The organism is Pseudomonas sp. NFPP02, assembly GCF_900119355.1.
In the GTDB taxonomy this organism is placed as follows: Bacteria; Pseudomonadota; Gammaproteobacteria; order Pseudomonadales; family Pseudomonadaceae; genus Aquipseudomonas; species Aquipseudomonas paracarnis.
The window spans coordinates 41103-67067 of record NZ_FPJI01000002.1 but is presented as its reverse complement, the minus strand read 5'-3'; the positions used below and the strand labels follow the sequence as shown (position 1 = coordinate 67067).

At 58.0% G+C, this 25965-nt stretch carries 20 protein-coding genes; 4 read left to right on the top strand and 16 right to left on the bottom strand.

Going from position 1 to position 25965, the window contains the following annotated elements; translation table 11 throughout:
- The first annotated feature begins 175 nt into the window (after positions 1-175).
- Together BT204_RS03710 and BT204_RS03705 are read left to right on the top strand one after the other, a co-directional pair.
- Positions 176-988, top strand: coding sequence for a MipA/OmpV family protein (locus BT204_RS03710; protein WP_054896826.1), 813 nt, complete (start codon positions 176-178; stop codon positions 986-988).
- Between the two features lie 113 nt (positions 989-1101).
- Entirely contained in the window at positions 1102-2322 is a 1221-nt protein-coding gene (locus BT204_RS03705) for an alginate lyase family protein (protein ID WP_054896827.1), read from the top strand.
- Positions 2323-2574: 252 nt separating this feature from the next.
- On the opposite strand, the gene BT204_RS03700 is transcribed toward BT204_RS03705, so the two are convergent.
- Positions 2575-3474 (bottom strand): LysR family transcriptional regulator, encoded by a 900-nt coding sequence (locus BT204_RS03700; RefSeq protein WP_054896828.1) that lies wholly within the window; start codon positions 3472-3474, stop codon positions 2575-2577.
- A gap of 116 nt (positions 3475-3590) precedes the next feature.
- On the opposite strand from BT204_RS03700, the gene BT204_RS03695 reads away from it, so the two are divergent.
- Positions 3591-4622, top strand: a complete 1032-nt coding sequence (locus tag BT204_RS03695; RefSeq protein ID WP_054896829.1) for an SDR family oxidoreductase — start codon at positions 3591-3593, stop codon at positions 4620-4622.
- Positions 4623-4670: 48 nt separating this feature from the next.
- Here the strand turns inward: BT204_RS03695 and BT204_RS03690 are convergent, their stop codons facing one another.
- From BT204_RS03690 to BT204_RS03660, 7 genes are all read right to left on the bottom strand, one after another.
- On the bottom strand, positions 4671-5258 hold the full coding sequence (locus BT204_RS03690) for a hypothetical protein (RefSeq protein ID WP_072445735.1): 588 nt from the start codon (positions 5256-5258) through the stop codon (positions 4671-4673).
- Positions 5255-5827 carry an RNA polymerase sigma factor gene (locus BT204_RS03685; RefSeq protein WP_072445734.1) on the bottom strand — a complete coding sequence of 191 codons (573 nt, stop codon included), beginning with the start codon at positions 5825-5827 and terminating at the stop codon, positions 5255-5257. The genes BT204_RS03690 and BT204_RS03685 overlap by 4 nt, the downstream gene beginning before the upstream one ends.
- A 194-nt stretch (positions 5828-6021) precedes the next feature.
- Entirely contained in the window at positions 6022-7650 is a 1629-nt protein-coding gene (locus BT204_RS03680) for a vWA domain-containing protein (protein ID WP_072445733.1), read from the bottom strand.
- Between the two features lie 201 nt (positions 7651-7851).
- A complete protein-coding gene (locus BT204_RS03675; protein ID WP_005783625.1) occupies positions 7852-8502 on the bottom strand; it encodes a DUF799 domain-containing protein in 651 nt (216 codons plus the stop codon).
- Positions 8499-8861, bottom strand: coding sequence for a DUF4810 domain-containing protein (locus BT204_RS03670; RefSeq protein WP_005783622.1), 363 nt, complete (start codon positions 8859-8861; stop codon positions 8499-8501). Before BT204_RS03670 ends, BT204_RS03675 begins: the two co-directional genes overlap by 4 nt.
- Positions 8862-8890: 29 nt before the next feature.
- Complete coding sequence (locus BT204_RS03665) at positions 8891-9571, bottom strand: CsgG/HfaB family protein (protein WP_054920387.1); 681 nt, start codon at positions 9569-9571, stop codon at positions 8891-8893.
- A 374-nt stretch (positions 9572-9945) separates the two neighbouring features.
- Complete coding sequence (locus BT204_RS03660; RefSeq protein ID WP_054920389.1) at positions 9946-10638, bottom strand: hypothetical protein; 693 nt, start codon at positions 10636-10638, stop codon at positions 9946-9948.
- Between the two features lie 254 nt (positions 10639-10892).
- Between BT204_RS03660 and BT204_RS03655 the strand changes: the two genes are divergently transcribed.
- On the top strand, positions 10893-11150 hold the full coding sequence (locus BT204_RS03655) for a hypothetical protein (RefSeq protein WP_005783616.1): 258 nt from the start codon (positions 10893-10895) through the stop codon (positions 11148-11150).
- Positions 11151-11227: 77 nt separating this feature from the next.
- Here the strand turns inward: BT204_RS03655 and BT204_RS03650 are convergent, their stop codons facing one another.
- The 8 genes from BT204_RS03650 to BT204_RS03605 all read right to left on the bottom strand — a co-directional run bounded on the left by BT204_RS03650 (position 11228) and on the right by BT204_RS03605 (position 25681).
- Positions 11228-11671: a hypothetical protein gene (locus BT204_RS03650; protein ID WP_072445732.1), complete on the bottom strand. Its 444-nt coding sequence runs from the start codon at positions 11669-11671 to the stop codon at positions 11228-11230.
- A 110-nt stretch (positions 11672-11781) separates the two neighbouring features.
- A complete protein-coding gene (comJ, locus tag BT204_RS03645; protein WP_072445731.1) occupies positions 11782-12255 on the bottom strand; it encodes a competence protein ComJ in 474 nt (157 codons plus the stop codon).
- A gap of 105 nt (positions 12256-12360) precedes the next feature.
- On the bottom strand, positions 12361-12942 hold the full coding sequence (locus BT204_RS03640) for an imm11 family protein (RefSeq protein ID WP_229999312.1): 582 nt from the start codon (positions 12940-12942) through the stop codon (positions 12361-12363).
- A gap of 234 nt (positions 12943-13176) precedes the next feature.
- Entirely contained in the window at positions 13177-13533 is a 357-nt protein-coding gene (locus tag BT204_RS03635) for a hypothetical protein (protein ID WP_054896836.1), read from the bottom strand.
- Positions 13534-13932: 399 nt separating this feature from the next.
- Complete coding sequence (locus BT204_RS03630; RefSeq protein ID WP_054896837.1) at positions 13933-14364, bottom strand: hypothetical protein; 432 nt, start codon at positions 14362-14364, stop codon at positions 13933-13935.
- Positions 14365-15374: 1010 nt separating this feature from the next.
- On the bottom strand, positions 15375-15776 hold the full coding sequence (locus BT204_RS27120) for a DUF6911 family protein (protein WP_054896839.1): 402 nt from the start codon (positions 15774-15776) through the stop codon (positions 15375-15377).
- Complete coding sequence (locus BT204_RS03610) at positions 15773-23929, bottom strand: two-partner secretion domain-containing protein (RefSeq protein ID WP_083544048.1); 8157 nt, start codon at positions 23927-23929, stop codon at positions 15773-15775. Before BT204_RS03610 ends, BT204_RS27120 begins: the two co-directional genes overlap by 4 nt.
- 30 nt (positions 23930-23959) lie before the next feature.
- Positions 23960-25681 carry a ShlB/FhaC/HecB family hemolysin secretion/activation protein gene (locus tag BT204_RS03605; protein ID WP_072445729.1) on the bottom strand — a complete coding sequence of 574 codons (1722 nt, stop codon included), beginning with the start codon at positions 25679-25681 and terminating at the stop codon, positions 23960-23962.
- Between the last annotated feature and the right edge of the window lie 284 nt (positions 25682-25965).

The window sequence follows — 25965 nt, the reverse complement described above, 5'->3', positions numbered from 1 at the left end:
ATTGAAAGTGCGCTGCCAGTATTGCCCTACGCCCGCTTTCGCGAGCCGATCCTATGCCGACCACTGCATCGCTGTCCAAGCCTATCAACGGGCCTGAACAGCTCGATCAGAGGGAGGCGTTGTGTCGCGCGTCGGCGGGCGCACTGCTGTCTTCTTTTGCACATAGGGCTTGACCATGAACTTCACCACCTCCCCTACCCACAACGTTCTGTTGGGCGCCGTCACGCTGCTGTGCTGCGCGCTCGCGCCCCAGGCTCAGGCGACCGACGCCAGCCCGACAGCCGAAGAAACCACCGTTACCCTGGGCCTTGGCATGGGTGTCACGCCTCGCTACATGGGTGCTGACCGCTACCGTCCGCTCGTACTGCCGATGCTCAGCATCCAGCACGGAGCGTTGTTCGCCGACACCACTCGCGGCGTGGGCCTGCAATTTCAATCCGACAGTGGTTTTAGCGCCAGCGCAGCGATCAATTACGACCTGGGCCGCAAAGAGAAGGACAGCATCACCAGCCCGGGCGGCGACGAGCTCAGAGGTATGGGCGATATCAACGGCGCAACCGTCGCCGACTTTACCCTCAGCCAACAACTGCTTGACTGGCTGTCGGTCAACGGCGAAGCCGAACTGCGCATGGCCGGCGAGCACCGAGGCAACCGTTACCGCTTTGGCCTGGAAGGCATCTTGTTGCACACAGACCGCGACACCCTGAGCCTGGCCATCGACGCCCATGCCGGCGATAGCCGCTACAACCAGACGTTCTTCGGCGTCACCCAGGCTCAGAGCCAACGCTCGATCTACAGCAAGTACACCGCCGACGCCGGGATCTATGCCTACTCCGCTGCCTTGAACTGGCAGCACACCTTCGACGCGCACTGGTCAACGCTGGCCAGCCTGACGCTGACTCAATACGCTGACCAGGCCAGCGACAGCCCGCTGGTAAGGCGCGAAACCGCAGGCTTGGGCCTGTTTGCAATCAACTACACGTTCTGACAACAAGCCCCGGGTATGCAGGCTTCATCTGAACTATCCCTGGGGCAGATTCCAGTCCTGTGCGAATGGCTTTTCAGACCGCGCAAGGTTCTCCCCATCAGGGCGTACACACGATGATCCGTTTGAAGTACCTGTCCAAAAGAGCCGTGCTGCTCTATGCGCTATTGATGAGTATCGGCAGTCAAGCCTCCCCCACCCTGCATACCGAAGCGTTCGTGCATCCTGGCCTGCTCCAGACCCGGGAGGACTTCACGCGGATACGCGAGAAGCTGGCCAACTATAACCAGCCGTGGCTGGCCGGCTGGCAGAAGCTGATCGCCAACCCCCATGCCTCATTAGCCTGGCAGCCCAACCCGATGCCGGTGGTGTACCCCACTTCAGGCGGCCCGAATAACGACAGTGTTCTGTTCAACGACGCAGCCGCCGCGTATGCACTGGCCCTGCGCTGGCAGATCTCCAACAACCCGGCGTATGCCGACAAGGCCGTGAGTATTTTGAACCAGTGGGCCTTGACCCTCACCGCGATCAAAGACAAGCCCGGCAGAGCTTTGGTGGCAGGCTTGTACGGCTACCAACTGGCCAACGCGGCCGAACTGCTGCGCAGCTACCCAAAGTGGCGGGCGGAAGATTTCCAGCGTTTTCAAGGCATGATGCTCACTGTGTTCTACCCCATCAATCATGACTTCCTGGTGAACCACGACGGCGCCCGGCCTGATCATCATGGGGCCAGCTGGGACCTAGCCAACATGAACTCGATGCTGGCCATCGGCGTACTGACCGACCGCCGCGATCTCTACAACGAGGCCGTCGACTACTTCAAGCACGGCACCGGTAACGGCGCCATCGCCCACGCGGTGTGGAAGCTCTACGGCGATGGCCTTGGTCAAGTCCAGGAAAGCGGACGTGATCAGTCACACGCAATGCTCGACATAGCCCTGCTCGGCAGTTTCTGCCAAATGGCCTGGAGCCAGGGCAACGACCTGTTCGGCTACCAGAACAACCGCGTGCTGCAGGGCGCCGAGTATGTGGCCAAGTACAACCTTGGCCAGGAGGTGCCGTTTACCCCCATCCCCAACAGCAGCTTCAAACAGACCGTCATCTCGGCCGATCATCGCGGCGAAACCCGTCCGATATGGGAACTGCTCTACAACCACTACGCCGTGCGAAAGGGCCTCAGCGCACCGAATGTGCAGGCCATGGCAAATAACGTCCAAGTGGAAGGTGGTGGCGGGGATTATGGTGCTGACAGGGTTGGCTACGTCCAGCTGGGGTATGGGACGTTGCTGTATTCGTTGGGGGAATACGGTTTGTCGGAGATGCAGTTAATGCCTTAGAGGTATATCACCGAAGCTGCGCTGCGCATTACAAATGCGTCCTTTCTACCTGTCAAATTCGAGGAATGGCAAGAACGCATTGGTGTGTTGGAAATGTCAAAGGACGCCAGCACCATCGCCGCAGAAGTGTGGAGCCAGATATGAATGAAACACCCGAGGTCTTTAGACCCGGGGCTTTTTTGTGAGCCACTTGCACGCGCAACTCGATGTTGCTACGAGTGGCTAAGCGCCTACATCCCGATGGGTTGAGTATTACGAAGGCCTTGATGAATTCCCGGAATGCTGCTTTTCCAGGCTTGAAATTTCACCGCGCAACACCCCCTCCAACACCCCAAAAAACCCCTGAATATGCCCCTGCTTCAACGCCTGCGGCCGCGTAACCAAATAAACCTCCATTGCCGGCAGTTCTATCTCCTGAAAAACCTCACTCAACCCCGTCGCCAAAATACGCGGCAACACCGCCACCCCCATCCCCCGCTTCACCGATTCAAGCTGCACCGCAAACGAACTCACCCTGATCGGCGCACGGTCCACCCCCGCAGCTTTCGCAGCGCGCATTTGCGGCAGCAGATCCAGCGGCGGCAGCAAGGCGATACTGGCGGCGGTAGCTGGCGTTAGCGCAGGAAACCGTTGCAGGTATTCAGCAGTTGCGAATACGCCGTAAGCGAGTTTGCCGAGCCCTCGGTAGATCAGGGAAGGTTCGCCCAGGTGTGCGGTGCGTATGGCGATGTCGGCCACGCCTCGTACGATTTTGTGAAAGTCGGTGGTGACCTGTAGTTCTACGGAACAGCCTGGGTGCTGGGAGGTGAAGCGGCTGGCGGCCTCAAGCACGCTGGCGGAAAAGCCTTCGCCGGCGCTCACCAGCACGGTGCCGCTGAGGGTTGCTGGCGTGCCGTCGGCGGGGGCCTGGCGTCGCAGGCCGGATTCGGCTGCCAGGGCGACGTCTACCAGGGCTTGGCCTCGGGAGGTGAGCCGGCAGCCTTCCACGCCGCGTTCCACCAGTGGTTCGCCCAGGGCGGTTTCCAGTTGGGTGAGGCGGCGGGAGACGGTAGACGCCGCAATGCCAAGTAACTGGCCTGCCTGTAAAAAGCTGCCGCGCCGTGAGACTGCCAGCAGCAGTCGAAGATCGTCCCAATTTGCCTGCAATGCCATATCTCCGCGCTTCCCTGGTGTGCAGATGTGCAAAGCCATTATGCCGTAGGCGCTGTTTTTACGGCGCGGGCTGACCGGTATATCTACTGGCCTTCTCAACAAATGGAATGGCCTGTATGAACACGAACCCCAATCGCTTGCGCAGCACCTTTGTGACCGGTGCCACCGGCTTGCTGGGCAATAACCTGGTACGGGAGCTGGTCGCACGGGGTTATGCGGTGAAGGCGCTGGTGCGCTCGGCGGCCAAGGGCGCGCAGCAGTTCGGCGATGTGCCGGGCGTGGAGCAGGTGGTGGGGGACATGGCGGATGTGGATGCCTTCGCGGCGGCGTTGCAAGGCTGCGATACGGTGTTTCACTGCGCGGCGTTTTTTCGGGATAACTACAAGGGCGGCAGCCATTGGGAGGAACTGGAGAAGATCAATGTCGTCGGTACCCGAGCCCTGCTGCAACAGGCCTATGACGCCGGTGTGCGACGGTTTGTGCACACCTCGTCGATTGCCGTGCTCGACGGTGCCCCCGGTACGCCGATCGACGAGACGTGCCTGCGGGTCGAAGCCGATGCGGATGACTACTACCGCAGCAAGATCCTGGCTGAGCGGGAGGTGTTGAGGTTTCTTGAAAGCCATCCGCAGATGCACGCTTGCATGGTCTTGCCCGGTTGGATGTGGGGGCCGGGTGACCGTGGGCCGACGTCTTCGGGGCAGTTGGTCCGGGACGTTATCAACGGCAAGCTGCCGGGGCTGATTCCGGGCACCTTTTCTCTGGTCGATGCCCGCGATGTGGCCTGGGCGCACATTGCTGCCGCCCAAAGCGGGCGACGGGGCGAGCGTTATCTCGCGGCCGGTCGCAACTTGACCATGCGCCAGCTGATGCCGGTGCTGGGGCGTATTGCCGGGGTCAAGGTACCCTCGCGCCAACTGCCGCTGCCCGCGCTGTACCTGTTGGCAGCGGTGCAAGAGGCCTACGCCTACCTGACCGGCAAGCCCATCTTGCTGAGCATGGCGACGTTGCGGCTGTTGATACGCGAGGAGCACCGTACCCGCTTTGACCACCGTAAAAGTGAAGAAGAACTGGGGTTGAGCTTTCGCGTGCTGGAGCAGACCCTCACGGACACGGTGGCCTGGTCCCGGGCCTACGGCGGGTTGTAATAAAAAGCCCCAGGTCGACAGGCCTGGGGCTGGTTCGTGGCGACAGGTTCAATGCTGTTGCAACGCCTCTAGCCGCGCCGGCAAGTCCTCCTCGGGAAAGCGTTGGTACAGCGCCAGCAGTTTTTCATCCGCGGCCCTGGCTTCACCCGCTCGGCGCAGGTTCACAATTTCCTGCAGACCTGCTTCCAACGTAGGCAGCGCCCGTTTGCTGAGTTTCAGCGCTGGCTGATCCGCCAATGCGCTTTCGGCTTGAGCCGGAGCACTTTCAACGCGTGGCGCCATCGCCATCCGGGCCATTGGCGCGGGGGCGGAGAAGGCTTGCGGCGCTGGCTGGGCGGCTTCTTCGTGGTGCGGCGCAGAGAATGTCGCGGTGGAGATTTCGGGTGGCGGCACGGGGGAGCGCATGACCACGCCGATCATCAGTGCCAACCCGGCGACGGTGGCAAATGCCATTTGCCAGCGCGGGCGTTGGCAGGCTTGCAGCCAGCGTTGCCACAGGCTGGGTTGCGGCTGCGGGGCTTCGCGGCGGGCGGCGTTGAGGATGAAGGCGTCGAGGGACGCGGGCGGTTCGCCCGTGCTGTGTTGACGGTAGTGCTGAAGCAGCGCGTCGTCCGGGGTGTGTCGGGAGTCAGTCATACGGGTACCTCCTCGGCCAGCAGGCGCCGCAATTTTTGCAGGGCGTAGCGCAAGCGGCTTTTTACGGTTTCCAGCGGGGCGCCGGTGAGGGTGGCGATTTGCGGTACTTCGAGCTCGCCGTGCAGGCGCAGCAGAAACACTTCGCGCTGGTCTTCGGGCAACGCTTGCAGGGCCGCGTCGAGGCGCGCCTGGTCGCGGCTGAGGGTCAGTTGTTGCTCGGGGCCGTCGCTGTCACCGGCCTGGGCGTGGAGCTGTTCATCGTAGCTGTCGTGCAGGGGGTTGTGGATGCCGTGCTTGCGCCAGTGGTCGATCAGGCGGTTGCGGGCGATCTGGAACAACCAGGTGCGAAAACTCGCCCGGCCTTGTGGCTGGGTGGTGCTGCGGATCAGGCTGAGCCAGGTGTCCTGGTAGATTTCTTCGGCCAGTTCGGCTTTGTTGCACAGGGACACGAGGAAGCGGTACAGGCCCTGGCGGTGGCGCGTGTACAAGGTTTCGAAGGCGCCCGCGTCACCGGTTCGGTAGCGGGCCAGCAGCGATTCGTCGCTGGGTGAGTCGTCTGGAACGGCCATGTAATGGGCGAACTCCTTTTGGTCAGCCGAAGCAGGGTTACTGTAGGAGCGAGCTTGCTCGCGAAGAACGTCAACGATAACGGGTGCTTCCTGGATAAACGCGGTGCCTGTGAGTTTTTCGCGAGCAAGCTCGCTCCTACAAAAAGCTTTAGCAGCAAGCCACCTCCCACATTTGATCTCGGTTGTGAGCGAGGTCAGGGTTTGAGGCTTTGGGCCAACTCCACCAGTTGCACGAACTCGTTGCGCAGCCCGAACGGGTCATCGCCGCGGGCCGAGCGTGCCAATCTGGCGGTGTCTTGCAAGCTCATGCTGCCAGTGTAGCGGCCATCGCCCTTGAGCTGTTGGGCGAAGGCGGCCACGGCAGACGAGAAGCGCAGGTCGTCGCTGGCCGGGGTGGTTTGGTTGGCGATGGGGCGTTCGATCAATTGGCTGTTGCCGCCCGCAGCGGGTTTGTAGCGCACCCGTAGCATCGCAAGCTCTGCGGATTGGCCTTCGGTCGCATGCGCAGCGGCATAGCGCAAAGGGTCCAACCAGCCCTTCTCGCCCTTGGGCACGATTTCATACAACGCCGTCACTGTGTGCCCTGCGCCAATCTCACCGGCATCAACCTTGTCGTTGTTGAAATCCTCACGCTTCAGGGCGCGGTTTTCATAGCCCAGCAGGCGGTACTCGCTGACCTGGGCCGGGTTGAATTCCACCTGCAGTTTCACATCCCGCGCCACCACGGCCAGGGTGGAACTGAGTTGCTCTACCAGCACCTTGCGTGCTTCGCGCAGGTTGTCGATGTAGGCGTAGTTACCGTCGCCCGCGTCGGCCAGTTGTTCCATCAGGTGTTCGTTGTAGTTGTCCACGCCAAAGCCGAGGGTGGTCAGCGATACGCCGCTTTTGCGCTGGGCCACGGCCATCTGCTTGAGGCTGTCGAAGTCGCTGATGCCCACGTTGAAGTCGCCGTCGGTGGCCAGCAGGATGCGGTTGATGCCCTGGTCGATAAAGCCTTCGCGGGCCATCTGGTAGGCCAACTCGATGCCCGACGCGCCTGCGGTGGAGCCGCCGGCGGTGAGTTGGTCGATGGCGTTGCGGATCTTGGCTTTTTCACTGCCCGAGGTGGGCTTGAGCACCACGCGGGATTCACCGGCATAGACCACCAGTGACACACGGTCCTGATCACGCAGTTGATCCACCAGTAACTTCAGCGTGCTTTTGACCAACGGCAAGCCTTCGCGGCGGTCCATGGAGCCGGACACGTCCACCAGGAAAACCAGATTGGCGGGCGCCAGTTCGGCCACGGTTTTATCGGAGGCCTTGATGCCAATGCGCAGCAGTTTTGTGCGCGGGTTCCACGATGTGGCGGCCACTTCGGTGGTGACGCCAAAGGGTGAGCCGTCGGTGGGCAGTGCGTAGTCATAGGGAAAGTAATTGACCATTTCCTCCAACCGAACCGCGCCTTCGGGCGGCAGGCGGCCTTGGTTGAGGAAGCGCCTTACGTTGGCGTAGCTGCCGGTGTCGACATCCACGCTGAAGGTGGAGACGGGGGTTTCGGTAACGCGGTGCACAGGGTTGTCGGGCAGGTTGGCGTATTGCTCTCGGGATTCGCTGCGGTCATTCATCATCGCCATTTCACGCACCGCCATCGGTGCCGGCATGGCCATGCGTTTGACCACTGCATTCTGGATCGGCGCGCTGTGCAGCTCGGCGAGAGGCGCCGGTTCAACCGGTTTGGAGACTTCGGGGGACGATGACAGCCCACACCCAGCCAGCGCCACCAGCAGGGTAACGGTGAAGCCTTGGGCAGCGGGACGCAGGTAAAGCAGAGGGCGGGACATGGGGCTGAACCTCGTGAATGAATGAGCCGTTCACAAGGTCAGACGCGAGGTAGGTTGGGTTCGGGTTAAACCCTCGAAATTCACCTCGATCAATGTGTGAGCTGGCTTGCCTGCGATAGCGGTGTGTCAGGCAGCCTTTCCAGCACTGGCCCACCGCTATCGCAGGCAAGCCAGCTCCCACAGTTGTATGGCGGTGTTCTCTTAGTCCGTGCCGTATTTCGGGTTACGCGGGCCGTACAAAATCCCGGTGCGCTGCCCCGCCGACAGCAACCGTGCGCTGGTGATACCGGCAATCGGATGCGCCGCATCGGTAGAGCTGTTGATCACCTGCTTGACCGCAGCCGTGATCAACATGCCCACCAGGCCGCCACCGTTGTTGTTGCCTTCTTCGCTCGACGCCCGCGCCGAACCGGTCCACAGGGTGGTGCCGGTGCGCAGGTCCACCAGTTTGGCCGAGGCCGTCACCGAGGTGTCGCTGGAGATCAGCATGTACTGGGTGCCGTACTCGCTGATGGTGATGTAAAGCGCCGCGTCCGCGCCAAAGATGTCATGCAGCTTGGCCGGTTGTACGGCCTGGATATCGTTGGCGGTGGTCAGGCCGTTCTGGCGGAAGGTTTCGTCCACCAGGGCAATCGGCAACACGTAGTAGCCGGCTTCGGCCAGCGGGTAGGTGACTTGCGACACCAGGCTGTAGGACGCCTGCACTTCCGGCGATTCGTTGATCGGCGGCAATACCAGGATCGACTTGGGCCGCGCCTGTTTGTACGCCGAATAATCAACCGTCTTGGGCGCGGCGCAACCGCCGAGCAACGCCAGGGCCAGCAAGGCGCCGGTGAGTTTTAACAGGCTCATTTGGTGGCGACTCCGGCTTTGGCGTTTTTCAACAGAAAGTCCATGTACGCAGCAGACTCAGGGAACAGCGCCTTCTCGGTGCGAAACTCCTGCACCATCTGGTCATCCTTGCCCATGTTCATGTACAGCATGCCCAGGTGCGCGTGGTAACCTGGCGGCGCCTTGCGGCCACTGGCGTTGATCTTCTGCAGATCGCGCTCCAGTGCTTCCACCTGCGCTTCCTTGGGCTCGCCCTTGAAGTACTCGTAAACCTGCGGCTGGTAGCTTTCCCATTGATACAGGGGCTGGGGCGCCGTTTGGCACCCGGCTACCGTCGCGATTGCTGCCAGCGTCAGCGCTAACTTCACTGCCTTGCTCATCCGTGTACTGCTCCTTGTGGTGTGGCTGATCAGTTACGCGGGTTCCAGGCGCCAGCGTTGATGCCGTCGACCAGGCGGTTGATCGCTTCGCGCATGGCCAGGTCCAGCACCTTGCCATTGAGGGTGGAGTCATAGCTGGCGGTGCCGCCGAAGCCGATCACTTCACGGTTGGACAGCGCGTACTCACCGGCGCCCTGGGTGGAATACACCACTTCGGAGGTATTGATGTTGACGATATTCAACGCAACTTTGGCGTAGGCCACTTGGGTCTTGCCACGGCCGAGGATGCCGAACAGCTGGCGGTCGCCGGTCTCTTTGCGGCCGAACTCGGTCACATCGCCAGTCACCACATAGTCAGCGCCCTTGAGCTTCTGCACGGTGCCTTTGATTTTGGCTTCCTGGGAGATCTCGCCCATGTTGTCGCGGTCCAGCACGCTGAAGCGGTTGGTCTGCTGCAAGTGGGTGATAAGGATGGTCTTGGCCTGGCCGCCGAGACGGTCAACGCCATCGGAGAAGATGCCGCGCATGTAGCTGGAGCGGTTATCGAACTTACCCACGGCAATCGGCACACGCACGCCGGAATAGGCCAGGTGGGCGCTGGCGACTTGCTCCACCGGCATCGCGCGGTTGCTCTCGGTGGCACAACCGGCCACGGTCAACAGCGCCGCGGCGGTGAGGCCCGACAGCAGGATTTTGGACAGTGTCTTCACAGGGTGCTCCTTGGGTGAGGAAATCAGCGTTGCTGGGTTTTCCAAGGAGAAAGGCAGCCTGAAAACGCACTGGCCTGGATTCTTCCCTGAAAGACGGTGATACAACGGCTGCGGCATTTTACGGGGTTGAGAGCGGTTCTCAAGTTGTTTCGGCCATAGGTGGGTGGCTTACCCTACTGCCGACCGCAATACTCAAAGCAACAAAGATCAAATGTGGGAGCTGGCTTGCCTGCGAAAGCGATAGTGCAGCAACAGATGCAGCGACTGACACACCGCCTTCGCGGGCAAGCCCGCTCCCACAGGGGAACTGCGTTTAACCCTGACTGGTATTAGTCCAAGCCCGCCCACCAACAGCAGCCTGCCTTCGCACAGCCCTACTTGAGCTCCTTCACCAGGTACTGCGCAGAAATCTGCGTAATCCCGGTCAACGCCCGGCGCAAAGCTTCCGGGTCCGTGCGGTAGGTTAACGGCGTATAGCCATAAACGTTCTGACCATTAAACGGCGTGACCGCTTCAAAGGTGCGCCAGATCATCTCATCGCCGCGATCCATCTGCGCTAACACGTTAAGGGTCGGATAAATCACACTGCTGAAACCCTGGGTCAGGCGAAAGCCCCACTCGGACACGGTCAGCTGAATCTGCGCATCAGCCGGCTCATCGTCGCCGACCACCTTGAGCGTCGACGTCTTACCCAACTCATCGACAAAGCCCTGCTTGAGCAACACGCCAACATCGAGTTTTTCCGCCTCCATCACCGTCAGAATAGCCACCGGCGTCGGCATCTCGGCCAACTGCCCAAGCTTCATGCCGCCGGCAAACCCGGCACCACTCAACGCCGCAGTACCCACCTTGGACGCCCCGCTGGCCATGCCAACACCCGCGCCAACCCCGGCACCCAGGGCCGCGCCCCAGGCCTGTTCGCGGCCGAAGTACACCATGTTCTTTTCCCACTTCACGGGCAGGACTTTGACGGTCTTGATCTGCGCGCGGTTTTCGGGAGTGAGGGGGTGGCTGACGCAGCCGCCGAGGATGAGGGTGGTGAGGAGAATGAGGAGGAGGTTTTTCACATTGGTCCTTTAATGTTTGGGGTGAGGCTTTCAGATTTGCATAGTCGTAGTGCGTTTGTTCGTGAGCAGTATGTCGGCAATGGGTGGCAAGACGTTAGTAGCTGCGTACACGCTCCGAAGCAGCGGCATTTTGATGCCTTGCGCGGGCTTGGTGGTGCGGCTTATAGTCCGGCCGTCGCTCAAAAAGCGACCGGGTTTGGCGACCCGAAGAACGAGCCCTCAATAATCCAGAGAGCTTAATGATGAATCGATACATTCCCCTAACCGGCCACGACTGCACCGTCCCAGCCCTGATCATCGACACCCAGGCACCTCTCGACGTCCTTCACGACGCCGCCGTGCACCGCATTCGGGCCGTCACCCAACTGCTGGAAAACCTGGCCTTCCGCGAACAACTCAGCAGCGATGCCGTCGTGCTTTCAGACTTCGCCCATTTGCTGGCCATTCCGCTGCGCGATGGGTGTGACTTGCTGGATGTCATCAGTCGCAGGCTGAATGCCGATCCGTCCTGAGTGAAAATCGGGCGGCCTTAGTGTCGCCCCCTTTATGCGTGAGCAATTCAACTTAATAAACCAGTCCACTTTTTTCGTCATTTCACGCAGCAAACCTGATCATCCGAAAGATAATAAAGTCCCTCCAGCTTTCCGCAAATGGAAGGAAGACCGAAAACCGATTCTGAGGCATAAGAAATAGGCAGCTCGGTTCTAATCGAACAGGCAAACTCCGAACTTTCCCACGTTGGAGTGACTATACCGCTCCAAAAACTTACTGCGTCTCCCTTATCAGACAATATAACAGGCTTTACGTATTCAATTGCGGCATTGGAGTCCCAATATAAATAACCGCGATACACAGCGCCACTTTCACCAAGAAAATCAGTTAGAACGATAATCTGAAAATCTGAGCACGTTTCCTGTTCGGCGAGGGGGCGTACAGTTGACTCATCCTCCACTGTTTCGTCCATCGGAAAAAACCAAACGCTATAGCTATCAAGATCATCAATCGTTAGCTCATATACTTGTTTGTCCGACACAAATCGCCCCCTATGTAATTAAATACAACAAAAGGGGACAGAATTACTTAATAGGCTCTCAATTCTAATTTAAATAAATCTGTCCCTTTTCTACCCATTTCTCCGAATTTTTATCCTGCTGGAACCGCATCGATATCAAACTCACCTTGCTCGTCAATTTCGGCGTCTGCTCTCAACACCTCAAAATCGCAGCCCCCTAAATTCAAATGGACATTTATTTCATACGCTCCACTTGAGGAGGGTCTTATAAATTCGACCTGAAGAGAATAATCTCCTTCAGGCAGTTCTAGAGGAACCGTACTCGAAATACTACCAAGCTCAACATTTCTATCTTTCACCGTGAAGGGAACTTTAAGAGCCCGAACCACGTCTGCGCTAATAGCGGGCACTTGCTCGTTAATGAAAACGCTAATTATATGATCCCCTTCGTCGATCAAAGCTCTAAAAGAGGCACTTCCTAACCTCCACGCAAATCCTTGCGCATAACTACGATCACTCCAATCATTATACGGCTGATCAAGCGAGCTTAAAAACACGCAAAATTGCGAATAAGACAAATATATACTTTCTCTAAACCCAGCCATTAGCCCACCACCTTAATTCAACAAAAGGGGACAGATTTACTCAATAGCCTTTGTACTACCACCACGAATTAAGTAAATTCGCCGCCCTCACAACTACCTGACTAACTAGGCAACGGTTTCTTGATCGCCATTAACAGAATCAAACAGTACGCCGACAACACCAGCCGCCATAAATCGCCGTTTCACTTCTTCACTTACTATGACCGCACCCAAATATTTTTTAAGTCTAAATATATGACTTGATCCGACCCTGCCCGGGTCAACTACTAAATTGTAGAAAGCACGATAGTTGCCGGCCATATCTGGCCTAACAGGATCATCTACCTCAAACTTTTTATAGCGAGAGCGCTTTTCATCCACGCAATCAATTTGCGTTTCAATAATCATCAAAAAATAGCTCTGGCAAACCACTTTATTGTTTATCTTCACCGGCTCAAAAACGACATGCTGATAAAGTTCGTCTGTCTCTGGCAAACCGGCGAGCGAATTTTTTGCCCTCTCGCTTAAAACAGGAATACTGGCGTATCCAGCGAGGGAATAATCAACTTCTTTACCGTCGAACCTTACATCGAGGGTATATGTGCCTGGCTCCATAAAATTAACTGGAGGATCACTGAAATGCCAGTTATCTACATGATGTACATCTCCGAGCACCCACCTATCGCAGACAGTTACATCTTGTCGCATTAAGTAATATCTCATTTCAGTCCCTCGTAAGCCATTTATTAACTTCACTACCCACGATTACTGCTTCTGACTTAATCCCTTCCAATATTTTTGTCACGAATCAACGAAAAAAGGGGACTGTCTAGTCCTGAAATAGGTTTACACCTGCTTCAGGACTAGACAGCCTTTAAACTCTAGTCTAGATAAATCTGCCCTCTTTTCTTGTCCCTTTTCTTCAGTCCCCTTTTCTTCAACTTATTCATCATCCCATAACTGCCCCGGCGGCGCATAGTTACCATCTTCCAAGATGCTGCACCATCCAAAAAGCCTATAAAACATTTCAAGATCCAATATTTGGTAGATATCAATATCAACTTTTTTTAACGACACCCGACCGTGTGCATAGTGAGAGTATTGCCCACCTACCCCACCTATCGCTCTTTTTTCAAGTTCTGCACGATCCCACTCCAGAACGGTTCCTGCAGCTTCTGGCAAAGGGTCCAAAAATTCAATTTCAAACTCCGTTGCAATTTTGCAAATGCAAGGAATCAGCCTTTGCTCGAGCAGGCTGTGGGTTAACAAATTCTCGGGAAACTTAATGCTTAATTTCATTTCAGAGCATCCTTTGGAACAACAACATAACCTGAAAAATTCTTTTCAAAAGTAGTCGCGGGGCTAAAGTACTGCTTACCATGAGGATCACTGCAAAAGGGGACAGATTTATTTAATGCGCCTTTAAACTCTAATATTAAATAAATCTGTCCCCTTTTCTCGTGAGATTAAAAGGTGGTACCTACCCATCCATCTTTACTGGATACCCACGCAGACCGTGACGGCGCGCAACCCACAATCAGAAATACAACTACCATTATTACGCTAATTTTTTTCACGTTTTCTCTCCGTGAAAATGTGAAAAATGGGACATATTTATTTAATACGTTTTTCAACTCTAATTCTAAATAAGCCTTTCCCTTTTCTCACTTTTTTATTCATCTCCGCTCTGGCACCGACTCAACTTTTTCCATTTATATGATTTCGCCACGGCACGAGCAGTCCCTCCAACAAGACTCGATCAACAACACCATCATCAATGGCGCCGACAAAAGTTGTATCCAACTGAAACTCAAAGGAAATATCTTCCTTTTCCGATAACTTTTTTACGGCACAGACTATTTCTTCCACTTCATCTAGATTTTTTGAATCCATATCAACAGACAGTATATTCGGTTGCAGTGCTGAATAAATCTCCAACATTCCACCCACCACTTCCGCGCCCCCTTCGTCTATCGCGTCAATAAAGGTTGGCGGGGCAATGCTCCATATTCTTGACGCAGCGAGCTCATTCACGAGCTGCTGCACATTAGATCTAATAGACTGATCTAAGTCTTGAGCCACGTAGAAAATCAACTTTTGCTTCTCATGTTCTAGCGGTACGGAATGCATTATTCAGCTCCTTTTTTTGGAGGGTATGCCGGGAGAGCCGACCCTGGACCGCCTGGATTATATCTAAACCCTCCTGGCATATGCGCATCCAAATGCCGTGTATCAGGCAGTGGCACAGTAAGTGGCGAACCCTGAACATAACAAAAGGGGACAGATTTATTTAATATGCTTTTCAACTCTAATTTAAATAAATCTGTCCCCTTTCTCATAACCTCTTTCTGAGGAGACATATTCAAAACCCTCACTTTTAAACTCCACGTGAGGAGTACCATCTTCGGGGGAGCTCTCTCTAACCAACAGCATAGACTTAGGCGCTCCCAACTTAGCGCCTATCAAACTCACGGTTTTCTGCAGCTCACCGAAATTGGAAACCATACTAATTCGTTCTTCTCAACAAAAGGGGACTGATTTATTTAATGCACCTTTAAACTCTAATTTAAATAAATCCGCCCCCTTTTCTCTCTTTTCTTTACCCTTAAAACAGCAGTTAAACGACATAACATCCTTTTACGTTAGAAGTTTCGTATCTCCATGACTTTATTAGCCGATCCGCAGCGACAAAAACCGAATATCGGCAATCCCTAATCCAAGTTATGTAATACCGCCTGCCTCCGTTTTCATCAACAACCTTATCAAAGGTCTTATTTTTATTTACAGGCGACCAATATGAGTCGCCACATCCTCGAGTGCAGTCTTTGTAAAGGTGGGAATCGAAATGAGTACCTACCCATAGATTCATTCCATTTTCCCAATTGGAATGGGAAGGTGCGCAGCCAGCCAAGGCCGACAATAATACTACTAAAAGCCATTTATTAATTTTCACGCTTTTTCTCCGACTCAATTGCTGGGCGGTACTTATCGTACAGTGCTCCATAATTTACAAGCAGAGCAGGCGGCACGAACAAAAGGGGACAGATTTATTTAATAGGGCTTTACCGCCATCTCGAATTAAAATAAATCTGTCCCCTTTTACTGTCCCCTTTTACTCTTTTATTACATTTTTATTATTTCTATGCACTCAAGACGAACGAACTCACATCACCAAAATTCAAAAACTCTTGAAAACAAGAAGTAACGACACCTATATCTCTAGTTATGAAACTCGCCGGGTAATAGTCGCCCAAAATCTCAACTGAACTTGTCCCCATCGACGTATTATTAAGAGTACGCACGACGTGCTCACCATCTTCAAGGTATTGATTTAGCATCAAAAGATAATTTCCAGAATCAGCGTAAAGATTGATTTCATACGGTCCATATTCAGGCGTCGGTGAAATAGACAACGAAGCGACACCGTCAAATTTTCTATACTTGCTTATAATGGACTTCACATCTTCCAGGGACGGTTGGCGAACAAGAGGGATTTGCAATCTACCGTGTTCAGGATTAAGTGTATACCCTCCAATTATCATCTATTTTTCTCCTTAATGGACTTCATGCCTGACTCCCAGTAATAGTTTTTCGGAAGTCCCGTTTTATCATCTATAGCTTTCACGGTGAGCGATTTCAACTCAGCTTTTTCTGCGGCAGCAGCAATGTCACCTTTGCAGAAACCGCATACATCTTTTCCTGCGACCGTCATGGACATGTCCGCCCCCGCAGTTTTACCAGAGCTATATGCTTGCTGAATCACACCTATTTCTGCGTGGGCATCTTTCATATTTCCGTTTGGATAAAGCTTGCCAGGATTCGTAGCAGCTTTATCTGCAATCCTATCCGTGATCAACGAAGGTATTTTCGGGTCTGCCTCGTTGAGCGGACGAGAGGTCTGATTGACGTCTTGGAAGGTTTGTCCACCTACCTTTCCCTCTGCGGCTACTTTCGGAGCCGCGCCCTTAGCCGCCCCTTCTATAACATTCCTCTCGGCCAGTGCAGCGGTTTCGGAATCCGTAAACATGCTTGTTGCGTTTGCATTCTTAGACGCAGCGCCTTTGGCTGCTCCTAACTCTGCTCCTTCAACGACTCGCCCAGCAACCTTACCTGCCCCTCCTAACCCACCGCCGAACATCATGCCAACCATTTCGGCATGATCACCCTTCATAGTTTGCTGCACCGCGAGGCGCGTGTCGTCCTGATTCTTATCTTGGAAGCCCCGAACGATAGACTGTTCTGCTTTGTTGAGCCCGCCGCTCTGATCATATTTATCCAGCGCTGCATTACCCGCCTCCACGTCTAGGCGCTGCGCATTACAACTCGTAGGATCATCACACTTCAGCAGCGTAATGCCAGTTTTCTTATCGCTGATTCCTGCGTACTTAGTAGCCACATCGCTACGGCAGGATGAAGGGCTGGCTGCCCCACGGCACCCTTTCAAATCCTTAACTAAATCATCAACTTCATGGTGATTTAGGTAGTTATAGGCCGTGGCATTTTTCGCGATTTCAGCACCTTTCTGCACGTCACCGTCAGTCGCACCAGCGGCCGCAATTCCGACCAATTGCGAAGCGGCTAGCAACAACGCTGGATCGCCATCTACCACTTTCGCCAGTGAGGTTACCAGTGCTTCGTTAGCTCCAGCAGCGAGAGCGCCCGTAGCAAAACTGCCGCCGCCAGCTTCACTCAAAAGCCCGCCAACCAAAGCATGCAGAGCGATTTTTTGAGGCCCTGATTCTGACCATTTTTGGCCTTTCGAGTAATCGCCTACAGCGTTAAAGGCGACCGCTTGCAACGTGCTCTGCAACTGCGACCGTAGGGAACTACCGAGATTGTCTCCAAAACTACCGCCTTGAATAGCAGTGTTTAAACTTGCTTGGGCAACTCCTTGTGCCCCCGAATAGACGGCAAACCTACCGATGTCAGACGCGGAACTGAGGTCAAACCCTTTTGTAATGTGATTGACGTTGTCGCCAGTTACACCAAACGCAGGATCAAGCACGCCAGCGGTAAAACCTGCAGCTAACGCCCCAGTTGCATACCCCTTCAAGGCTTTGCTTGACGTAATGTCTTGAAAAGTTGCACCGATGTTTCCGCCGTTATTGATGAAGCTGACGGTGCTTCCACTGGCAACTGAAGTTAACGCAGCAGTTGCCATAACGTTGCCCCAACCGGCTGCTGCGGTCCCAACCGCCGTACCAGCTGAGACCATAGCCGAACTGCCTGCCGCAGCCATTGCCGTACCAGACCCGGCACTGGCACCCGCAGCAGCGCCCGCGACGCTACTTGCGGCCCCAGCCGTCAAAACTGTCACTACGATGATGATCGCCAGCATGGCTCCTTGGCCTAAGCTGGAATGGCTGTACTTGAACGAATCATGCAGTTCCTGCACTTGCCGCCAATCCACATCCCCACGCTTCTCGGCTTCTTTCAACCAAGCCAACTGTGGGTCTGCTTTGACCATCACATCAATCGTCTGGCTAACCGTGTTCTGATCAATCTGTTTAATGTCGATCTTCAGCCCGTTAACCGCCTTGATCGCCAACTCACCCTGTGCCTTCAACTCACTTTGGCGCAACGTCTCGTCGGTATTCCCCTTGCCCTTCGCGCTGGTCCACGCCAGGTCACTCTTGCTCTTCTCGTGGCTCTCCTGGTGCAGGTCTTTGACCGCCTCGAAGGTCACCGCGCCGCCACTGGTGATGGCCAGGTCCTTACCGCTCTCAAGCTTGGCCCGCTGATACAACTGATCACCGCCACTGACCAGCGACAGATCACCACCAGTCTTGATCTCAGTCCCCACATTCGTGACGTGGGTCACCTCATCACGCTTGGTCTTCTTCGCGCCCCAGCCCCCCTTCTCCTTCATGTCGTAAAGGCTGTAGGTGCTGTTCTGCGCCGCCAGCAGGTTCAACTTATCCCCGCTATACAGATAAGCCTCATTCCCCGCACTGATCCTGCTCGCCACAATCGTGGTATCACGCCCCGCCTGGCTGACGAAATCCCCACCCGCAGTCAGCACGCTTGCCACTTGAGTAGTCTGGTCGTCCGAAGTCTTGATGCGTTTTTTGCCGTCCTTTTCCTTGCCCTCGACGTTGTGCATGTCGCTGACCGAGGCGACGTTGAGGTCGCGGCCGGCGGCGATGTTGAGGTCTTTGCCGGCGGTGGCGGTGCTGCCAATGATGTTGACGTCTTGCCCGGCCTGCATGTTGAGGTTGCCGCCCGCCGTGACGCTGGCGGCGAGGTTTTTGACGTCGGTGGTGATGCTGGATTTCTCGCCGCCGTCGCGGGTTTCGTGTTTGACGCGGGTGTCGCTGGCGGCGATGAGGTTGAGGTCGCGGCCGGCGGTGAGGTTGGCGTCGTTGCCAGCGGTGAGAGCGCCTCGGTTGGTGAGGTCGCGGCCGGCGTCGATGGCGAGGTTTTCGCGGGCGACGATGGTGCCGGCGCTGGTGTCGGTGAGGGTGCGCATGCCGGCGCCGTCACGTACCTGGATGGCGGTGGTCTCGTTGGTGATGTCGCCTTTGAGCGCCGTGAGGCTGACTTGTTTGCCGCGGATTTCGCCGGCCATGGCGTTGCGGATGCTGTCTTGGGCGAGCAGGTTGAGGTTGTTGCCGGCTTCGACCAGGCCGCCGGTGTAGATGCTGCCGCTGCTGATGGCGGAGAGGTTGTTGCTGGCGCGCAGGGTGCCGACGTTGATCAGGTCGCCGCCGGTGACCAGGTTGAGGTCGCGGCCCTGGATCAGGCTGTTGCCGCGCACGTTGCGCGAGTCGGCCTGGGCCAGGTACAGCACCGGTACGAGCACGGTCTGGCCGTCGATGACGCGGTTTTCCATCCACACGATGTCGTGGGTCAGGGCGCCGACTTGCTGGTCGGTGAGGGCCACGCCCAGGCTCAGGCGCAGGGCGTCTTTGCTGGCGAGGCCGTTGTCCATCAGGTAGCGGAACTGGTCGGCGTCGCTGTACAGGCCGCCGGCGAGGAAGCGCTGGCCGGTTTGCGCGAGCACGGCGTCGCGGATCAGGCGGGTTTCGTACTGACCGTCTCCGAGGCGGCGCCAGGCGTTGTCGGCGTTGAAGCCGAGCTTGCCGAGCAGGTAGTCGGAGCTGAGGAAGCCCGATACGGAAGTGAACTCGGGGTTGGTTTCGATCAGGTAGTGGCTGGCGGGGTCGGCGTTTTTGACGAACAGGCCGTACTCGCCCTTGGGAAGTTGGAAGGTGGGCGAGGTGGTGGGGTCGACCGGGGCAAACGCGGTGCCGGTGTAGTCCACGGGCACGAAGCCGCCACCAGGGGCCACGCCTACCACGGGCAATACGCTGCCGGGCGCCTGGGCGCTCGGGTCGTTGGCGTGTTTGCTCAGGTTGATGTTGATGCCGCCGACGGGGATGCCGGTCTGGTCGTCGCCGAGGGTGCCGGTCAACTGGGCCAGGGTGTTGTTGTGCAGCGTGCCGTTTTGCAGGGTGCGGGCGACGTTGAGGTTGACCGTGCCGCCCGCTTGCAGGGTGGCGTCGTAGCCGGGGCCGCTGTTGTTGGTCCAGGTGGTGACGTCACTTGCGTAGGCGAACGGCAGGCTGTTGGGTGAGCGGCTTTTGAGTTCTTCGAAGCGCGCCTTATCAAAATTCCCGGCCGCCGTGGCCGCATTGAACGCGGGCACGTCGACGTATTGCATGCGTTCAAACAAATCGTCGGAGACGTGACCTGGCGTGCCGATGACAAGCTTGCGCTGGCCCGTGCGCGTGGCGGCGCCCTGGTTGAGCAGGTCACCGGCAGTGATGCTCAGGTCGCCATTGGCGGCCATCAGGCTGTAGCGGTTCTGCACGTTGTCGCCTTGCAGCAGCATGTTTTTGCCCGCCACCAGGCGCGCCGCTACCGAGTCCTTGGTCGCCGCCTCGAGGTACGTTTCGTAGATGGTGATCTCGCCGCGTTCCCAGTTGTCGCTCTCGCCGCAGTGCTGGCCACAGATCCAACTCAAGCTGCCGGTGGTCAGCGTTTGCCCGAGTTCGAATTCATCTTTGGCGTTTTCGATAAAGCCCGCATTGATGGCGATCGAGCCTTCGCTTTCCACGGTGCCGGAGCGGTTGCTGAACAGCACGGCACGCCCGCCATCGCGGGCGGCGAAGCTCAGGTTGCCTTTGCTGTAGACATCGCCATAGCTGTTGCTGAAGCCATTGCTGCGCAAGGTCATGTCGCCGCCGCTGAACAGCAGCGTGTCGGCGGCATTGGTGATGCCGTTGACTGCGGTGAGGTTCACTGCGCCCTGGGCACCGAGGGTGCCACGGTTGTTGATTTGCGCGGCGGCGATGTCCAGTTGCTGGCGGGCGGTGAGGAACCCGAGGTTGTCCAGGGTGCCGCCCAGGGTCAGGCGCGTATTGGTTGCGGCCAGGCGGCCGCCGTTCTGGCTGAGGTTGTTGGCGGCGACGGTAAGTGTTTGCAGGGCCGAGACGCGGCCGCTGTTGGTGATATCGCCGGTGGTGATGCTGATGTCACCGTCGCTGAGCAGTTCGCCGCCGTTGTCCAGGCTGGCCACGTTGAGGATCAAGCCCTTGGCGCTGGCCATGCGGTCACCGGCCTTGAGGGCCAGCCCTTGGTCGCTCTTGTAGGTGAGCACGTCGTTGAGTTGCACGCGGCCCAGGCCATCGACGTTGCCGAATGCCCAGTCGGCGCTGCCCATGCCCTGGATATTGCCCTGGCTGCCTGCGAGGCTGGCGGTGTTGAGGTGGAACAGGCCGGTGCCGGCGTGTTGCAGCATCCCGTTCTGGTTGTTGAAGCTGGCCGCGTCGAGGCTGAAGGCCTGGCTGCCGAATTCGAGGGTGCCGTTCTGGTTGTTCAACGCACCGCTGAGGTTGAGTTTGCTGCTGGCGCCGCCCAGGGCACGCAGTTGCCCGCTGGCGCTGTTGTCCAGGTTGCCGCCGGTGAGGGTCAGGCCCTGGTTGGCTTCGATCAGGCCGCCCTGGTTGCTGAGGGTGCCACGTGAGGTCAGGTTGATCTGGTTGCCGCTGATCTGGCCGCCCGCGCTGTTGTCGAGGCTGGCGCCGCTGACGGTCACTTGTTCTTTGCCGAACAGTTTGCCGCCACGGTTGGCCAGGGCTTCTACGGTCAGTTGCAGGTTGCCGACCAGGCTTGCCATCAGGCCGCCGCTGGCGTTGTCGACGCTGTTGGCGGTGACGCTCAGGCTGTCGCCCTGCACGGTGCCGCCCTGGTTATCCAGGCGGGTGGTGTTCAGTTCGGTGAGGGCGCCGCCGCTGAGGATCAGGCCTTTGCGGTTGCTTACATCCTGGCCGCTGTAGCTCAGGCCTTCGGCGCCGGCCAGCAGTTGGCCGTTGTCGTTGTTCAGGTGCTGGGCGGCGATGTCCAGGCGCTTGCCGCGCAGGGTGCCGCCGTCGTTGTTGAGGGTGGTGAGCTGCTTGACCAGCACGCTGCGTTCGCCTGCGTCGATCTGGCCGCCGACGTTGGTGAGCAGGTCGCTGACCTTGAGCACCACATCACCGCCATCGCTGACCAGCGCGCCTTTGTTGCTGTTGGTGAAGGTCTGCGCGGTGACGTCGACGGTCTGGCCCAGCAGGATGCCGGCGCTGTTGTCGAAGCGCTCGCCTTGCAGTTGCAGCAGGCCCTCGCTCTGGATGCGGCCCTGGGCGTTGAGCAACTGGCCCGGGCCTTTGAGCAGCAGGCTTACGCCCTGGGCGCCACCGGCCAGCAGGCCGGCGTTGCGGTTGTCGAGGCCCGAGGCGCGCACGTCGAGGTGGTCACCCAACACGCGCCCGGCGCGGTTGTCGATATCGCCGCCGGCCACGTCGAGCAGCAGTTGCTTGCCGACGATGGTGCCGCCCTGGTTATCCAGGTTGGCGGCGTGCAGTTCGATATCGCCCTGCCCGGCCTGCAAGCGGCCCTGGGCGTTGTTGAGCTGTTGCGCGGCGGTGAGGGTGAGCTTGCCGGTGTCGGCGCTCAGTACGCCGCCTGCGTTGCTGCTGAGGGTGCCGGCCGTAACGTTCAGATCGGTGCTGGCCTGGGCGAAACCCTGGTTGTTGTTGAAGGTGTTGGACACGGCGAGGTTGAGCGCGCCGCCGTCGGCCTGGATCAGGCCCTTGAGGCTGTTGTCGAGGTTGCTGGCAGTGACGGTCGCGGTCTTGGCCACCAGCACGCCGTTCTGGTTGTTCAGGCTGCCGGCGTTGACGGTCAGGTCGTTGGCGATGACTTGCCCACCGCTGTTGTTCAGGTCGGCGCTGGTGAGCACCAGGCTGCCGCCGGCCATTTCGATACGGCCCTGGCGGTTGTCCAGGGAGGCGCTGTTGAGCGTGGCGGCCTGGCCTTCGCCGAAGCGGATCAGGCCGCCGAGGTTGACGATGGCCGGCGAGTTGATCGCCAGGGTTTGTTCGCCAAACAGACGTGCGCTGGCGCCCTGGTTGGTGAGTTTGGCGCTGCTGACCTCGACGGTCTTGGCCTGGATGATCGCGCCCTGGTTGGTCAGCGCTTGCGCGGCGGTAATCGCCAGTGCGCGGCTGGCCAACAGGTTGCCGCTGGTGGTGACGGTTTGCGCGTTTACCACCAGATCGCCGGTGGTGTTGCGGCTGTTATCGGCGGCGACGCCGGCTTCGATGATGCCGGGGTTGTTCACGCTGGCCGCGTTGATGTCGATGCGCTGGCCGGCGGCGATGCTTTTGCGGTTGACCAGGGCCTGGGCGCTGGTGACCTGCACGTTGCCGTTGGCGTAGACCTTGTCGGTGAGGTCGACGTTTTGCGCGGTGACCTTGACGTTACCGGTGGCCGCCGCCTGCGCCATGCTCAGGCGCCCGTTGGCGTCGAGCTGAATATCGCCGCCACTGGCGGCCAGGGTGCCGTCGAGCTTCACGCCCACACCTGCCTCGGTGCCCACCAGTTTGATCGCGCCGGCATACATGCCGCCCAGGGCCGACGAGTCGATCGCCAGCTCCGGCTTGGCGCTGCCGTCATCGGCGCGGGCGGTGGTTTTCAGGCTTTGCGCATCGACGTCGTTGCGCCCGGCGATCACGTTGAGTTCGCGGGCGTTGATTTGTGCGTTGATCTTGGCCGAGCGGGTGATGATGTCGAAACGTTCGACGTTGCTGGCGTTCAAGCCTTCGCCGTCGATGGTCACGGCGCCGCCATCCACTTCATAGCGCTGCAATTGGCCGCTGGCGTCGAGCACCGGTTTGCCGGTGGTGAGGGTGACGTTGGGGGTGTTGATAAAGCCGCAACCGCTGCACGTCACGCCGTACGGGTTGGCGACAATGACCTTGGCCGACTGCCCCGCCACTTCGGTGTAGCCGCGCAACTGGCTGGGGCTGCCGCCGTTGACTTCGTTGAGGATGACGTTCGCCGCGCCGCCCTTGAGGTTGGGGTTGCCGACAATGATCCCGCCCAGTTGGGTGTTGACCATGGCGGTGTTGCCGTTGTTGAGGATCACGCCGTTGGGGCCGACGTTGTAGTCCTTGAACTGGTTATGGGACAAGCCCGCGCCATTGGGGGTAGCGATGTTTACCACCGGCACGCCATTGCCCGCCGCGCCCACGGTGGTGCCCGGCGCACTGACCACAATGCCCTCGGCCTGGGCCAGCAGCGGCTGCCAGAACAGTGCGTTGGCAAGGATCAACGCCAGCCCGCGCTTGGGCAGGCCGAAGAACGCGTCCCGGCGCTTCAGGGCGGCAGAAGGTTGGCGGGCCAGGAAGGCGAATTGGCGAACATCCATTGTCAGGCTCTCATGCAGCGGGGCGTTGAATTACAGGAAAAAATCCATGCGGAAGTAGATCGGCGCTTCGCGCTCGGTCACCACACCGGGTCTTTCTAACGAATGAGCAAAGGTCACGCTGGTGCTGACGTGTTTGCCACGGGCGAACAGCTCCAGGGAGTTGCTGGACACCCGGCCATGAACGTTGTCGTTGTAGCGGTCGTTGCGGATCACGCCTTGGTCATAACCGACGCTGGCGCCGTATTCGGCGAAGGCCGGGCGCATCCAGTCGAGGGTCACCGGGCGTGCCCAGCGCACTTCGTTGCGCCAGTAGCCGCCGCTGTCGCCGGTCAGCAACTGGTCCTTGAAACCGCGCACCGACGCCGAGCCGCCGAGGCTCATGCGCTGGGGCGAAAACAGAATGTCTTCGCTGCGTTGGCCGGTGGCCAAACTGCTGAAGCTGAACGACTCGCCCCACAGGCTGAACGGTTGCAGGTAGCTGACGGTGGCGGTGTATTTGCGGTAGCGCGAATTGGGCTGACGCCGACCGAGCGGGTCACGCTCGTCTTGAGACTGGGCGTCGAGCAGGCCGATGCCGCTTTGCATGCCCAGGTCCAGGTTGACGAAGGCACTGCCGATGCGCCGACCGTGGTTGACGCCCAGTTGCAGTTCGCTGAGGCGGTTGCTGCTGGCCTCGGTGCGTGTGTCGAGGATGTAGTTGTTGGTACGCAGGTGCGCCAGGCCGACGTTGACCGAGGTCTTGCTCACGTCGTCGCGATGGATCACCCGCTCGGCGCGCAGTTGGTGGTTCTGGTTGTCGCCGTCCTGCTTGAATTTGAAGCCGTCGGTCACGCCGTAGGTGCGGTAGTCGCTCTCGCTGTAGGTGTAGCTGAAGTTCCACCAGCCCCAGGGCAGGTTGTAGTAGAGCATGGTGTTTTTCGAGGTTTTCTGGTGGTCGCTGATGGCGTCGTGGCCGCCGCGCAGCATCAGTTGGTCACCCAGGCCCAGTGGGCTGTCCCACTCAAGGCCAGCGCCCCATTGCTGTTCGCCGGTGCTTTTCTGCCCATCGTTGTTGCGCGACAGGCTGGCGCGCCAGGGCTTTTGCGCGGTGTTCTTGACCACCACGTCGCTGCCGCCGATTTGCTTGCCGGGGGTGAGTTCCATCTGCGCCTGTTTGGACGGCAGGCGGTTGAGCTGGTCCACCAGTTGCTCGATTTCACGCAGGTTAAGTGCTTCGCCGACTTTGCCGGGAAAGGCCATGGCCAGTTCGCGGTCGGTCACCGTGCTGCCTTCGGCGCTGCGCAACGCTTCGAGTTTGCCTTCCACCACCAGCACTTGCAGATGGCCGGTGGAGAGGTCTTGCTGCGGCAGGTAGGCACGGCTGGTGACGCGGCCTTTGCCGAGGTAGTAGTCGGTGATGGTTTTGAGCAGGTCGTTCAGCTGGGACACGCCCAGGCACTGGCCGATGTAGGGCTTGAGCAGGCGCTCGCGGTCGGGCGCCGGCAGGCTGTCGGCGCCTTTGAGTTCGATGGTTTTGATCGGGAAGCAACGGGTGTCGGCCGGGGTTGCCGGGGCTTGGGGCTTGTCCGCTTTGCCGGGCAGGTCCTGCAGCTCCTGGAGGCGCCGCTGTTGCTCTTCAAGCAAGCGGTTCTGCCGGTCGCGGATCAAGTCTTGATCGCCAGGCGTGGGGGCGGCGGATGCACTGTTCAGGCCCATGCAGGTGAGCAGGAGGGTGCAGAGCAGTAACCGGGTCCGTGGCAATAACGAAGACATGTTCGATCCATCGAAAATCAAGGGCCGCGAAACTAACATCGAACTTCCAGCCCGCCTAGAAACGGGCGACGTGGGGCCGTTCGACTGATTAGTTTTCTAACCTTTTGATTATTAATAATAATTTTTCATCAAAAGAGTTTAAGTCGGGCACTTGCAGTGATTATTCCGACAAGTGGCAACTGTTTTGATGGCGATTCGACGAATGACTTTCCGACTGCCATTACTTAGCCATCAGATGTTCGCCGAGTTAGGTTAGTACCGGAGAAGGGGGAAAAGTTCGCGGG